The organism is Lentzea albidocapillata subsp. violacea (genome assembly GCF_900100275.1).
In the GTDB taxonomy this organism is placed as follows: domain Bacteria; phylum Actinomycetota; class Actinomycetes; order Mycobacteriales; family Pseudonocardiaceae; genus Lentzea; species Lentzea violacea.
Genome location: NZ_FNET01000011.1, coordinates 206,965 through 219,627, shown reverse-complemented (window position 1 = coordinate 219,627; position 12,663 = coordinate 206,965). Strand labels below are relative to the sequence as shown.

At 69.3% G+C, this 12,663-nt stretch carries 15 protein-coding genes; 9 read left to right on the top strand and 6 right to left on the bottom strand.

Going from position 1 to position 12,663, the window contains the following annotated elements; genetic code table 11:
* The first annotated feature begins 334 nt into the window (after window positions 1-334).
* Both BLR21_RS24650 and BLR21_RS24645 read left to right on the top strand, forming a co-directional pair.
* Window positions 335-2,110: a 3-hydroxyacyl-CoA dehydrogenase family protein gene (locus tag BLR21_RS24650; protein WP_090008706.1), complete on the top strand. Its 1,776-nt coding sequence runs from the start codon at window positions 335-337 to the stop codon at window positions 2,108-2,110.
* Between the two features lie 44 nt (window positions 2,111-2,154).
* Window positions 2,155-2,748 carry a DUF3558 family protein gene (locus BLR21_RS24645; protein ID WP_176929773.1) on the top strand — a complete coding sequence of 198 codons (594 nt, stop codon included), beginning with the start codon at window positions 2,155-2,157 and terminating at the stop codon, window positions 2,746-2,748.
* A 168-nt stretch (window positions 2,749-2,916) separates the two neighbouring features.
* On the opposite strand, the gene BLR21_RS24640 is transcribed toward BLR21_RS24645, so the two are convergent.
* A complete protein-coding gene (locus tag BLR21_RS24640; RefSeq protein ID WP_090008702.1) occupies window positions 2,917-3,120 on the bottom strand; it encodes an FmdB family zinc ribbon protein in 204 nt (67 codons plus the stop codon).
* Between the two features lie 32 nt (window positions 3,121-3,152).
* Here BLR21_RS24640 and BLR21_RS24635 point away from each other — a divergent pair, with 32 nt between their 5' ends.
* Window positions 3,153-3,446, top strand: coding sequence for a hypothetical protein (locus BLR21_RS24635; protein WP_090008700.1), 294 nt, complete (start codon window positions 3,153-3,155; stop codon window positions 3,444-3,446).
* Window positions 3,447-3,449: 3 nt separating this feature from the next.
* Here BLR21_RS24635 and BLR21_RS24630 read toward each other — a convergent pair whose 3' ends face one another.
* Together BLR21_RS24630 and BLR21_RS24625 are read right to left on the bottom strand one after the other, a co-directional pair.
* Complete coding sequence (locus BLR21_RS24630) at window positions 3,450-4,142, bottom strand: alpha/beta fold hydrolase (protein ID WP_090008697.1); 693 nt, start codon at window positions 4,140-4,142, stop codon at window positions 3,450-3,452.
* A complete protein-coding gene (locus BLR21_RS24625) occupies window positions 4,142-4,687 on the bottom strand; it encodes a GNAT family N-acetyltransferase (protein ID WP_030480485.1) in 546 nt (181 codons plus the stop codon). The genes BLR21_RS24630 and BLR21_RS24625 overlap by 1 nt, the downstream gene beginning before the upstream one ends.
* Before the next feature lie 24 nt (window positions 4,688-4,711).
* On the opposite strand from BLR21_RS24625, the gene BLR21_RS24620 reads away from it, so the two are divergent.
* Window positions 4,712-5,239 carry a histidine phosphatase family protein gene (locus BLR21_RS24620; RefSeq protein ID WP_090008695.1) on the top strand — a complete coding sequence of 176 codons (528 nt, stop codon included), beginning with the start codon at window positions 4,712-4,714 and terminating at the stop codon, window positions 5,237-5,239.
* A 90-nt stretch (window positions 5,240-5,329) separates the two neighbouring features.
* Here BLR21_RS24620 and BLR21_RS24615 read toward each other — a convergent pair whose 3' ends face one another.
* Window positions 5,330-6,745: a coiled-coil domain-containing protein gene (locus BLR21_RS24615; RefSeq protein WP_090008693.1), complete on the bottom strand. Its 1,416-nt coding sequence runs from the start codon at window positions 6,743-6,745 to the stop codon at window positions 5,330-5,332.
* A gap of 36 nt (window positions 6,746-6,781) precedes the next feature.
* Window positions 6,782-8,149 (bottom strand): crotonyl-CoA carboxylase/reductase, encoded by a 1,368-nt coding sequence (gene ccrA, locus BLR21_RS24610; RefSeq protein WP_090008691.1) that lies wholly within the window; start codon window positions 8,147-8,149, stop codon window positions 6,782-6,784.
* A gap of 125 nt (window positions 8,150-8,274) precedes the next feature.
* Here ccrA and BLR21_RS24605 point away from each other — a divergent pair, with 125 nt between their 5' ends.
* Window positions 8,275-8,634: an SPW repeat domain-containing protein gene (locus tag BLR21_RS24605; RefSeq protein ID WP_090008689.1), complete on the top strand. Its 360-nt coding sequence runs from the start codon at window positions 8,275-8,277 to the stop codon at window positions 8,632-8,634.
* Between the two features lie 62 nt (window positions 8,635-8,696).
* Complete coding sequence (locus BLR21_RS24600; RefSeq protein ID WP_090008687.1) at window positions 8,697-9,275, top strand: TetR/AcrR family transcriptional regulator; 579 nt, start codon at window positions 8,697-8,699, stop codon at window positions 9,273-9,275.
* On the opposite strand, the gene mce is transcribed toward BLR21_RS24600, so the two are convergent.
* On the bottom strand, window positions 9,241-9,684 hold the full coding sequence (mce, locus tag BLR21_RS24595; RefSeq protein WP_090008685.1) for a methylmalonyl-CoA epimerase: 444 nt from the start codon (window positions 9,682-9,684) through the stop codon (window positions 9,241-9,243). The genes BLR21_RS24600 and mce overlap by 35 nt on opposite strands.
* Before the next feature lie 125 nt (window positions 9,685-9,809).
* Here mce and BLR21_RS24590 point away from each other — a divergent pair, with 125 nt between their 5' ends.
* The 3 genes from BLR21_RS24590 to BLR21_RS24580 are packed head-to-tail and all read left to right on the top strand — an operon-like array spanning window position 9,810 to window position 12,565.
* Entirely contained in the window at window positions 9,810-11,000 is a 1,191-nt protein-coding gene (locus BLR21_RS24590) for an acetyl-CoA C-acetyltransferase (RefSeq protein ID WP_090008684.1), read from the top strand.
* A 9-nt stretch (window positions 11,001-11,009) separates the two neighbouring features.
* The gene (gene meaB / locus BLR21_RS24585) at window positions 11,010-11,960 is read left to right on the top strand and encodes a methylmalonyl Co-A mutase-associated GTPase MeaB (protein WP_090008682.1); all 951 of its coding nucleotides are present in this window, start codon (window positions 11,010-11,012) and stop codon (window positions 11,958-11,960) included.
* Window positions 11,957-12,565: a hypothetical protein gene (locus tag BLR21_RS24580; RefSeq protein ID WP_090008680.1), complete on the top strand. Its 609-nt coding sequence runs from the start codon at window positions 11,957-11,959 to the stop codon at window positions 12,563-12,565. Before meaB ends, BLR21_RS24580 begins: the two co-directional genes overlap by 4 nt.
* Window positions 12,566-12,663 lie beyond the last annotated feature (98 nt).

Below are 12,663 nucleotides of genomic sequence, written 5' to 3'. Positions count from 1 at the left end.
GCCCAGCCTGCTGCGTTTCCGGTCCGCCGCCCGCCCTGCCCGCCGCCCGCCCTGGGAGCCGCCTGACACCCCACCCTCCGAACACCCCTCCGAGCCGCCCTGCCCGCCCGCCTAACATGGGCCCCGACCAAGCCGTCGCCCCTCAGATGGCGCAAGGCCCCGTTCCCCCACAAGGGTTCATCAGGCAAAAGGCAGGTTCCAGGCGTTTGCTAGACCGATAACTGTTTCGATCCCGATGGCGAAGCTCACGACGCCCGCCGGCGCTGGGAGTGGCATAGTCGCCCGCAAGTTACTCCTTGGTAGCCCACGATTTACCCCGGCTGGGAGGTCTGCAGTGGCGCGCGAAATCAACACCGTCGGAGTCGTCGGCTTCGGAACCATGGGCGCGGGCATCGTGGAGGTACTCGCGCGCACCGGGCTCGCCGTCAAGGTGGTGGAAGTCGACGCGGCCGGCGTCGAGCGCGGTCTCGGGCACCTCGAGCACTCGACGCAGCGGGCCGTGAAGCGGGAGAAGCTGACCGCGGACGAGAGCACGGCGCTGCACGGCAGGGTCACCACGAGCCTCGACCTGAGCAGCCTCGCGGACTGCGATCTCGTCATCGAGGCCGTGCCGGAGAGCATCGAGCTCAAGGCGCGGATCTTCAAGGACCTCGACGAGGTCCTGAAGCCAGAGGCGATCATCGCGTCCAACACGTCGTCGCTGTCGATCACCGAGATCAGCGTCGTCACGAAGAGGCCCGGCAAGGTCGTGGGCCTGCACTTCTTCAACCCCACGCAGGTCCTCAAGCTGGTCGAGGTCGTGCGCACGGTCGTCACGGAGCCGGACGTGATCACCGACGTGGTCGCGTTCACCGAGCGGCTGGGCAAGTCGCCGGTCGTGATCGGGGACCGGGCGGGCTTCATCGCGAACGCCCTCCTCTTCCCGTACCTCAACCACGCCGTCAAGATGCTGGAGTCCAGGTACGCGACGCGCGAGGACCTCGACGCGGCCATGCGGTACGGGTGCGGCTACCCGATGGGACCGTTGGCGCTGCTGGACCTCATCGGTCTCGACACCGCGTACGAGATCCTCGACACGATGTACCACCAGTCGCGCAACCGGCTGCACTCGCCGGCGCCGCTGCTGAAGCAGATGATCACGGCCGGACTGCTCGGCAGGAAGAGCGGGCGCGGTTTCTACACCTACGACGGGCCCGATTCGCCGGTCGTCGTCAAGGACGTGCACACGCCGTCCGAAGTGGACAGTGCTACGCAGGCTCGTGAGGTTCAACGGGTCGGTGTCATCGGCACGGGCACGATGGCCACGGGCATCGCCGAGGTGTTCGCCAAGCGCGGGTACGACGTGGTGTTGCGGGCACGCGGTCTGGACAAGGCGGAGAAGGCGATCGGCGCGGTGCGCAAGTCGCTCGACCGCGCGGTCAGCAAGGGCAGGCTCTCCGAGGCGGACCGCGACGCGGCGCTCGCCCGCATCTCGCCCGCCGTGGAGTTCGTGGAACTGGCGGACTGCGATCTGGTCGTCGAGGCGGTGGCCGAGGAGATCGGGATCAAGAAGGAGGTCTTCGCGGCGCTCGACGAGGTGTGCAAGCCCGGCGCGGTGCTCGCGACGACCACGTCCTCGCTGCCGGTCATCGAGGTCGCGGCCGCCACGAGCAGGCCGGCGGACGTCGTGGGCCTGCACTTCTTCAACCCCGCGCAGGTCATGAAGCTGGTGGAGGTCGTGGAGACGATCTCCACGGGCGCCGACGTGGTCGCGACGGCCCGCAAGATCTGCCTCGACCTCGGCAAGCACCCGGTGCACTGCGGCGACGTGGCCGGCTTCATCGTCAACGCGCTGCTCTTCCCGTACCTGAACGACGCGGTGAAGATGCTGGAGGCCCACTACGCCGAGGCCGACGACATCGACAACGCGATGAAGGTCGGCTGCGGCCTGCCGATGGGCCCGTTCGCGCTGCTCGACGTCGTGGGTCTGGACGTGTCGCTGGCGATCCAGCGCACGCTCTACAACGAGTTCCGCGAGCCCGGCTTCGCGCCGGCACCGTTGCTGGAACACCTGGTCACGGCCGGTCGCCTCGGCCGCAAGACCGGCAAGGGGTTCCGCGACTACTCGTGAGCCGCTCACAGGGGCACCATGTCGCGTCTGGCATGGTGGGAGCCATGCGGCGACTGGTGCTCCTGTTGGCTGTCCTCGTGCTCGCGTCCGGCTGTGCGCGTGCGATCGTCGAGGGCAGTCCGGTCGCGCAGGCCCCTCTCGACGTGACCTCACCGTTCGACAAGGAAGGGTCCACGGACCCGAACACCGAGCCCAGCGCGTCCGAGGATCCGGAGAGCGGGCCGATCGACGGCGAGATCACGCCCAACTGCGCCAAGCTGAAGTGGACGGACCTGCCCTACCCCGGCGGCAAGGCCGAAACGCCGCCCACGCAGATCAACTACGACTCGACGTTCGAGGAGTCGTGCCGCTGGACGACGAAGGTCGACGACGTCGAAGTCGGTGTCTCCCTGCGCTTCCGGGAGAGCACGCAGATCAAGATCGAGCGCACCACCGGCGACTGGGACGTGAAGGGCCACAAGGTCTCGTACCTGGACCGCACCGGCGAGCAGGACATCGAACCGTCGTGCGTGCTCGCCCTGCCCTACAACGGTGGCGGGCTCGGCATCATCGTCATCGACTCGACCGGCAAGTTCGGCGATGTTTGCGACCAGGGCCGCAAGATCGCCGAGGTCATGATCGACCGCGAGACGTCCTAGCCCTGTCCCGCGGTTCGCCAGGGCTTCAGCTTTTCCGGGTTCCGCACCGCCTAGATCCTGGTGATCCGGTCGTTCTCCACGACGGCCGCCACCGTCACCGGCGCTGCACGTTCCCCTCGCCGCGGCGCTGCTCGTCGCCAGCCTGGTCTACCTCTTCAAGATCCGGCGCTAGCCGCAGCAGCCTCCACCGCAACAACCGCCGCCACCACCGGGCGCGGCCTGCTGCGTGCCGCCGATCCCGGCCATGGACAGCAGCTTGACCGTGTCGGGATGGCCCTCGGGGCAGTTCGCCGGCGAGGACGACTCGCTCATCGGGCGCTGCACGTCGAAGGTGTCGTCGCAGGTTCGGCAACGGAACTCGTAGGTCGGCACGCCCTGATTCTACGAGCGGTTAACGTGTTGTCGTGCCACGTCGTAACAGCCCCAAGCCAGACGACCCCCGACCGCTCGGTGGTGGTGTCGGCTGGGCGCGCGCGGAGTCAGGCCCGGACGGGGACTGGCTGGTCCGCGCCATCTCGGGCGCTCAGGCGCAGAAGACCTACCGTTGCCCCGGCTGCGACCACGAGATCCGCCCCGGCGTCGCACACGTCGTGGCGTGGCCCGCCCAGGAGACGGGCTCGGTGGAGGAACGCCGTCACTGGCACCAGGCGTGCTGGGACTCGCGCGGCCGGCGATGGCCGACCGCGCGCCGCTGGTAATCCCTAGACTCCGACCTGCTGACGCCACCGTTCGAGCCGGAAGCGGAACTCGTCCGGCTGCTCGACGGGCGGCAGGTGCCCCGCGTCCTCGATGCGTTCGCTCGTGGAGTGCATCAGCGTCACGGCCAGCTTCGCCGCCACGTCGGGCGGCGCGAGCTTGTCGTGTTCGCCGACCAGCACCAGGGACGGGACGTTCAGCGACTCCAGCACGGCCGTCGAGTCCGGCCGCTTCGCCATCGCGCGCTGCCACCACGCCACGTCCTCGGCCCGCTGGTCGAGGATCATGGTGCGCACCGACGCCCGCGCCGTGTCCGACGCGTTGGGGCCGAGCAGGTTCGGCAGCATCGCGTCCGCCAGCCACTCGCCGACGCCCTCGCGTTCGACGCGGTCCGCCATCGCGTGGCGGTTCGCGGCCGCTTCCGGCGTGTCCGCGGTGTGCTTGGTGTCGACGAAGACCAGGCCCTTGACGCGTTCCGGCGCACGCCTGAGCAACGCCATCGCCACGTAGCCGCCCATCGAGCAGCCGCCGAGCACGACGCTGTCCAGCTTGCGTTCGTCGAGCACGCCGAGCACCTGGGCGGCGACGGTGTCGAGATCGGGTTCACCATGGCCGCGCAACGACGGCGTCAGCGCGCCCGGCACGTCCCACATCCGCGCGTCGAGCGGAAAGGCGTGCAGTAGCACCAGGTCGTCCATCAGCTCTCCCACTCCGGCGCCAGCACCGACCACACCTCGAGGTCCTGCCGAACCCCGCGGTACAGGAAGTACGAGCGCAGCACGCCGTCCTTGCTCATCCCGAGCCGCCGCGCGACCGCGATGCTGGGCGCGTTCGCCGACGACACCAGCCACTCAACCCGATGCACGCCGCGCTCGCGAATCACCCAGTCGATGAGGATCTTCGACGCCCGCGTGATCAGCCCCTTGCCGGTCGCGGCCGGCTCCAGCCAGCACCCGACCTCGGCGCGGCCCTGCGGGACGTCCATCACCCGCAGCAGCACGCCGCCGACCAGCTTGTCGTCCAGCCAGATCCCGAAGATCCGCCCGGTGTCGGCCGCCGCCTTGTCCGCGTAGCCCCGCAGGAGTGCGCGTGCGCTCTCCAGGTCTCCCGCCTTGTCGGCGAACCCGATGTGCTGCCCGATGAACTCCCGGCCGCGCTCCATGTGCGCGAAGAACTCCTCGGCCTGCCACGGTTCCAGCGGCCTGAGCTCGGCACCGTCCGTGCCCAGCGATTTCACGAACATCCTGTTCCCCCAAGATGGTGTGTTGTGACGACACGAATCGTATTGGTGCGCCACGCGCAGTCCGTCCCGCCGCGCTTCGGCGTGCCCGACGACGACCAGCGCCCGCTGACGCCCGCAGGCATGGAGGCGGCGAAGTCGTTGGCCGGGCGCCTCACCGCGTACGAGCCCGCCGCGGTGCTGTCGAGCCCGCAGCTGCGCGCGGTGCAGACCGTCACACCGGCCGCCGACGCGCTGGGGCTCGCGGTGACGACGTGGTCCGAGCTGCGGGAGTGGGAGTCGGGACCGCTGCCGAGTGCGGACTGGGAGGCCCGGTACGCCCACAGCTGGGCTCGTCCGGGATCCGTGCACGGGGCGGGGGAGAGCCTTGACGCGCTGACCTTGCGGGCCGGGAAAGCGTTGGCGCGCATGGCTGAGGAGTACCCGGACGTGACTGTGCTGGTGGGGTCGCACGGGACGTTCCTGGCGCGTGCGTTGATGGCGGCTGGGCACGCCGTGGACTGGGCGTTCTGGCGCTCGCTGCCGATGCCTGCGGTCTACGAGGTCATGGGCTGACCTGCGCGGACGCGAAATTGTCGGTGCTGGATGGGATAATTGAAATCAGGGGTCCCCCTGGGCGGGGGACCCCTGCGTGAGCTTGCGGTGTCAGGACTTCTTGGCGGTCTGCGGGCGCGCGAGCTGCGCCGTGGGGCCGTCGAGCTGGGGTGCCTGGGCCTGAGGTGTCTGCGCCTGCGGCGCCTTTGGCTGGGGAGCCTGAGCCGGCTTGTTCGGCGCGGCCTGCTGAGCCGGGGTGGCCTGCTTCGCAGGAGCGGCAGCCGGGGCCTGAGCCTGCGTGGGCTGGGCCTGCGCCGGAGAACCGGAACCCTGCGCGGCGGCAGCCTGGGCCCCGGGACCTTGCGCCGGAGCAGCCTGTGCCGGAGCGCTCGAACCCTGCGCAGCGGCAGCCTGAGCACCCGAGCCCTGAGCCTGGGCACCGGAACCCTGGGCACCGGCAGCCTGAGCACCCGAACGCTGTGCCGGAGCACCCGGACCCTGCGCGGCAGGAGCGGGCGCCGACGGCTTCTCCTCCTCCACCGGGTCGAGCAGCGGCACGACCTCCTGCAGCGCCGTCCGCACGTTGTGGAGCTGGTGCGACAGGCGGTTGCGGAGGTTGCGGAGCTGCTCCACGCGCTGGGTGGCGGCGGTGGTGCGGCGGTTGGCTTCCTCGGTGGCCTCGCGCACGCGGCGGTTCGACTCGTCGGTTGCTTCCTGGATGCGTGCGGTGGCCTCGGTTACCGCGGCGTGGCGGCGGCGGTTCGCCTCTTCGGTGGCCTCGCGGACGCGGCGTTCGGCGTCGGCCTTCGAGGTGGTCTGCTCCTGCGCGATCGCGGCTCGGACGCGGGCGGCTTCCTCGGCGGCCTCGCGCATGCGGCGGTCCGCCTCGTTCTTGGACGCGGCTTCCTGGGCTGCCAGCGTTGCCATCGCCTCGGCGCGGCGGGCGGCCATCGCGATCTCGAAGTCCTCTTCGACGGTCACGCGGCGCTGCTCGGACTCGTCGGCGATCTTGCGGGCGGCGCTCTCGGCCTCGGAGACGATCTTCTCGGCCTCGTTGCGCGCGGTCTCCAGCACGCCCTTGTGCTCGGCCTCCATGGCCGCGCGGCGTTCGTCGAGTTCGGCGATCAGCGTTTCGTAGCGCTGGCGCAGCACACCCGCGTCGGCTTCCGCCTTGGCACGGATGTGCCCGCCCTCGGCTTCGGCGCGGGCCTTGATCTCGTTGGCCTCGTCCTGGGCCAGCCGCAGCATGCGCTGGAGGCGCTCGGAGAGCCCCTCCAGCGTCGTCGGCGGCAGTGACAGGCGCTCCACCTGGTTGCGCATCTCGGTGATCTCCGAGCGTGCGGCTTCCAGCTGGCGCGCCAGGTCGGACGTCTGGGACACGGCGGCATCGCGGTCCGCGGCGAGCAGCCGCAGGTCCGAGTCGAGGCGTTCGAGATGATCCTCGACCTGAGCGCGGTCGTAACCGCGCTTGACGATGTCGAAGCCGGATCCCAGTGGGACGAGGTCACGGTCGTCGGCGAGGCCCATGCCCCTCACGCTACCCGTTCGGGTAGCCCCGGAAGGTCACACACCCCGGAATCGGTTGATAGCCGTGAGGTGCTTCGCGCGCAGTTCGTGATCCAGCACACCAAGACCTTCTTCCGGCGCAAGGCAGAGCACGCCGACCTTGCCCTGGTGCGCGTTGCGATGCACGTCGTGCGCGGCCTGGCCCGTTTCGTCCATTGAGTACACCTTGGACACTGTCGGGTGGATCTTTCCCTTTGCGATCAACCGGTTCGCCTCCCACGCCTCGCGGTAGTTCGCGAAGTGCGAGGAGATGATGCTCTTCAGGTTCATCCACAGGTAGCGGTTGTCGTACTGGTGCATGTACCCGGAGGTCGACGCGCACGTCACGATCTTGCCGCCCTTGCGGGCCACGAACACCGACGCGCCGAACGTCTCGCGGCCGGGGTGCTCGAACACGATGTCCGGGTCCTCGCCGCCCGTCAGCTCACGGATGCGAGCGCCGAAACGCTTCCACTCACGCGGGTCCTGCTCGTGCTCGTTCTTCCAGAACTTGTAACCCTCGGCGGAACGATCGATGATCAGTTCGGCGCCCATGGAACGAACGATCTCCGCCTTCTCCGGCGACGAGACGACGCAGATGGGCGTGGCGCCACCGTTCAGCGCGAACTGCGTGGCGTACGAACCGAGGCCGCCCGACGCGCCCCAGATCAGCACGGTGTCGCCCTGCTTCATGTTCGCGCCGTTGGTCGACACGAGCTGGCGGTACGCGGTGGAGTTCACCAGACCGGGCGACGCCGCCTCCTCCCACGTGAGGTGCTTCGGCATCGGCATCAGCTGGTTCGACTTCACCAGCGCGAGGTCCGCGAGGCCACCGAAGTTCGTCTCGAAACCCCAGATCCGCTGCTGCGGGTCGAGCATCGTGTCGTTGTGGCCGTCCGGCGCCTCCAGCGGCACGTCCAGGCAGTGCGCCACGACTCGGTCGCCCGGCTTCCACGCGGTGACGCCGGGACCGGTGCGCACGACGACGCCGGCCAGGTCCGATCCCACGACGTGGTACGGCAGGTCGTGCCGGCCGCCCAGCTTCTTCAGGAAGCCGAACGTGGACACCGGCTCGAAGATCGAGGTCCACACGGTGTTGTAGTTGATCGCGGACGCCATGACGGCGACCAGCGCCTCGCCCGGACCGAGCTCCGGCGTGGCGACCTCGTCGATGTGCAGCGACTTGCGCGGGTCCTTGTCCCGCGTCTCGAGGCCCGAGAACATGTCGGCCTCGTCCGCGTGCACCGTCACGCCCCGATAGCTCTCCGGAACGTCCAACGAACCGATCGCGCCCAGCTCATCGGCCAGGATCGCGTCAAGGATCTTCTGCACGGCGGCATTCCTTCCCGAGTGAGGGATAGTCGCAGGTTGCCGGAGGTTACTCATCAGTAAACGATCCAGAATCACGCGTGTGAGGGATCCCACCCAGAATTATTGACCGGGCGGCCAACCAAGAGGACCATCGAAGACGTCCGAGAAGGAGGAGGTAGCCAGAAAGGACAGGTGCAGCGATGACCAAGGCGTGGACCAGGTGGCAGGACTGGGCCGAGGTAGCGATCGGCGTGCTGGTGCTGCTGTCTCCGCTCGTCGTGGACACCTCGAACGCGGCCATGTGGACGATGATCGTGCTCGGCGCGCTCATCGCGATCGACGGACTCGTCGAACTCGCCATGCCCGCGATGATCTACGGGGAGTACGTGCAGATGGTGCTCGGAGCACTGCTGTTCATCTCTCCGTGGGTGATGGGCTACACCGGCATGATGGAGGCCTCGTGGGTCTCCTGGGCCGGTGGCGTGCTCACCATTGCGGCCGGCGCACTCGCAATGCCCGCCGCGAACGCAGCACACTCGGCTGCGGCGCAACCGCACTGATCAGGCAGCAAACCTGTGGGCCCAGGAAACCTCTTGGGCCCACACACTCGTGGAGGAGACGCGTGGAGGACTCGGCCAAGGAACGCATCCTGGCCGCGGCTGAGGAGTTGTTCGCCGACGGCGGCTTCGACGCCACCCCGACCTCGCGGATCGCCGAGCGCGCCGGCGTGCCCAAAGGCCTGGTGCACTACTACTTCAACCGCAAGAAGGACCTGCTCGCCGCACTGGTCGCGCGGTTGCCGGACAGCACGGTCGACCACCGCAGGATCGTGGTCGCGGGAGACGTCGCGGAGTCGCTCAGAAGGCTCGTGGCGGCTCTCGACGCGCGCTTGAACGCCTCACCACTGCTCTCACACCTGTTGTGGCGTGAAGCGGATACGCATTCGGCTGTGCGGGACGCGATGCAGGCGCGCTACGACAACGTTGCGGCGCAGATCAAACAGGTCATCATCGCCGCGGGCGGGGCAGCCGTCGCGATCAAGGACGTCGAGGCCGCCGCGGCACTCCTCGCGCTGGCCGTCAGCTACCGGCACTCGGTGGCGAGGCACAGCGACGAGGAGGATCCGATCGACCGCGAACTGAACTTCGTCGCCAGCGCCCTCGTCGCTAGTGCTTCGCCGCAGGTTCGACCAGCTCGATGAGCACGCCGCCCGCGTCCTTCGGGTGCACGAAGTTGACCCGGCTGTCGGACGTGCCGCGCCGGGCCGTGTCGTAGAGCAGCCGCAGCCCCTTCGCCCTCAGCGCGTCCGCCGCGACGTCCACATCGGACACCCGGTAGGCGAGCTGCTGCAGGCCGGGGCCGGAGCGGCCGATGAACTTCGCGATCGTCGAGTCCTCGTTCAGCGGCGCCAGCAGCTGGATCGCGGTGCCCGCGTGGTCGCCGGGCGCGTGCAGCATCGCCTCGCGCACACCCTGCTCCTCGTTCACCTCTTCGTGAGCGACCTCGAGGCCGAAGTTGTCGCGGTAGAACGCGATGGCGGCGTCGAGGTCGGGCACGGCGATGCCCACGTGGTCGATCGCGGTCACGAATCGAGCGAGGTCTGCGTTCATAGCGGGCAAGGGTATCTACCTGATCGGTGCAGGTGCTCCTGTGCGGGGTCTCACACGATTACCGAGCAGTAGCCCCAGGTATGGTGCCTAGTTAACGACCGTTCGCTCTTCCAATGGAGGCAGTTGTGTCCGGTTCCGTGATCGTCGCCGGGGCGCGTACCCCGATGGGTCGCCTGCTGGGATCGCTCAAGGACTTCTCGGGCGCCCAGCTCGGTGGCGTCGCGATCAAGGCGGCACTGGAGCGCGCGGGCGTGGCCCCCGAGCAGGTGCAGTACGTGATCATGGGTCAGGTGCTCACCGCCGGCGCGGGCCAGATTCCCGCCCGCCAGGCCGCGGTGGCCGCGGGCATCCCGATGAGCGTGCCCGCGCTGACCATCAACAAGGTGTGCCTGTCCGGCATCGACGCGATCGCGCTGGCCGACCAGCTGATCCGCGCCGGCGAGTTCGACGTTGTCGTGGCCGGTGGCCAGGAGTCGATGACACAGGCGCCGCACCTGCTGCCGAAGTCGCGCGGCGGGTTCAAGTACGGCGACGTGACGATGGTCGACCACATGGCGCACGACGGTCTGTTCTGCGCGTTCGACCAGGTCGCGATGGGCGTCTCGACCGAGAAGTACAACGGCCGCTACGGCGTCACGCGCGAGGAGCAGGACGCGTTCTCCGCGCGTTCGCACCAGCTCGCCGCGAAGGCCGCCGGGAACGGTGTCTTCGAGGCCGAGATCGCGCCGGTCGCGATCCCGCAGCGCAAGGGCGACCCGGTCCTGTTCAGCACGGACGAGGGCGTGCGTGCCGACACGACTGCGGACTCGCTCGGCAAGCTGCGCCCGGCGTTCGCCGCGGACGGCACCATCACCGCGGGTTCGGCGTCGCAGATCTCCGACGGCGCGGCCGCCGTGGTCGTGATGAGCAAGGCGAAGGCCGAGGAACTGGGCCTGGAGTGGATCGCGGAGATCGGCGCCCACGGCGTCGTCGCGGGTCCCGACGCCTCGCTGCACGAGCAGCCGTCCAACGCCATCAAGGCCGCGTGCGCCAAGGAGGGCATCGACCCCGCCGACCTCGACCTGATCGAGATCAACGAGGCGTTCGCCGCGGTCGGCATCGTTTCTTCCCGTCAGCTCGGAATCTCCGAGGACAAGGTCAACGTCAACGGCGGCGCCATCGCGCTGGGCCACCCGATCGGCATGTCCGGCGCCCGCATCGCCCTGCACCTCGCTCTCGAGCTGCAGCGTCGAGGCGGCGGCGTGGGTGCCGCGGCACTGTGCGGTGGTGGTGGTCAGGGCGACGCTCTGATCATCCGTGTTCCCTCCAGGGCCTAGTGTCTGGCTGTGGCCGCAGCTGTTGACGTAACAGAACTGGTCGACCGCGCGCGTGACGGCGAGCCGCGCGCGGTCGCCAGACTGATCTCCCTGGTGGAACAGGCGAGCTCGGCCCTTCCGGAGGTGGCCGCGGCGCTCGCCCCGCACACCGGCAACGCCCAGGTCATCGGCCTGACCGGCGCCCCTGGCGTGGGCAAGTCGACCTCCACCAACGCCCTCGTGCGCGCCTTCCGCGCCGAGGGCAAGCGTGTCGCCGTGATCGCCGTCGACCCGTCCAGCCCGTTCTCCGGCGGCGCCCTGCTGGGTGACCGCGTGCGGATGGGCGACCACGCCACCGATCCCGGCGTCTTCATCCGCTCGATGGCCACCCGAGGCCACCTCGGCGGCCTGTCCTGGGCCACCCCGCAGGCGTTGCGGGTGCTCGACGCCGCCGGTTTCGACGTGATCCTCGTGGAGACGGTCGGCGTCGGTCAGTCCGAAGTGGAGATCGTCGCCCTCGCCGACACGACCATCGTCCTGCTGGCGCCAGGCATGGGAGACGGTATCCAGGCCGCGAAGGCGGGCATCCTGGAGATCGCGGACGTCTTCGTCGTCAACAAGGCCGACCGTGACGGCGCCGACCAGACCGCGCGCGACCTCAAGTACATGATCTCCCTGGGCCGCCGCGACCGCTCCGGCCCGGTCTGGCGCCCACCGGTGGTCAAGACGGTGGCCGCCCGCATGGAGGGCCTCGACCGCGTGGTCGAGGCGATCGCCGAGCACCAGTCGTGGATGGCCACGCACGGCGAACTCGCGGAACGCCGCCTCCGCAGGGCCGGCGCCGAGATCGAGGCGATCGCCGTGGACCGGGTCCGCACCCGCTTCGGCCCGGTGGACCAGCTGGCGAAGCGCGTGGTGTCCGGCGAACTGGACCCGTTCGCCGCGGCCGAGCTGTTGATCAGCGGTAATCTGCGGTCATGACCGCTTGGGGAGCACCTCCACCCGTCATCGTCGACCTCGGCAAGAGCGACACCCGCAAGGTGCTGATCGGCGGCTCGGTCGCCGGAATCCTGGGCATCCTCGCCCTGGCCGGTGCCGTCACCGCCTTCATGGACGGCGAACCGGTGGGCGGCGGCATCGCGGCCGTCATCGGCATCGCGTTCACCGGCATCGGCGTCATGGCCGTCGTCAGGTGGAAGACCATCTCCCGCCCCCGCAAGCTCGTCATCGAGCAGCAGGGCATCCGCCTGGACGACCCGCAGGGCATGCCGTGGGCGGTGGCCTGGCAGGACCTGGGCGCGATCTCGATCTCCCGAACCCGGGAACGCGCAGTTCAGCTGGCAGACGCCCTGGTACGCCGGACGTTGGTGCGCGTCGACCTGCACCCGCGCGACCCGCAGCAGTTCCGGCCCGCGCACCCGGCGATGGAGCCCCTGTGGGAGTTCCACCGCGTGCAGAACGGGTATAGGCTGCCGCTCGGGGACTCGGCCGGGTTCATCGGGCCGATCGACCACGGGCTGCGGACGTTCGCCCCGCAGATCTACCGTGGCGTGATCGACGAGGGCTTCACCGTCGGCCTGCACTGACCACGCGCCACGCACCTCTACTCTCAGTAGCCCCAAAGTTCACTGTTTGCAGTGACAGTCTCCCCGTTGACTACGCTCGGGAGTTACCCTCAGTCGTT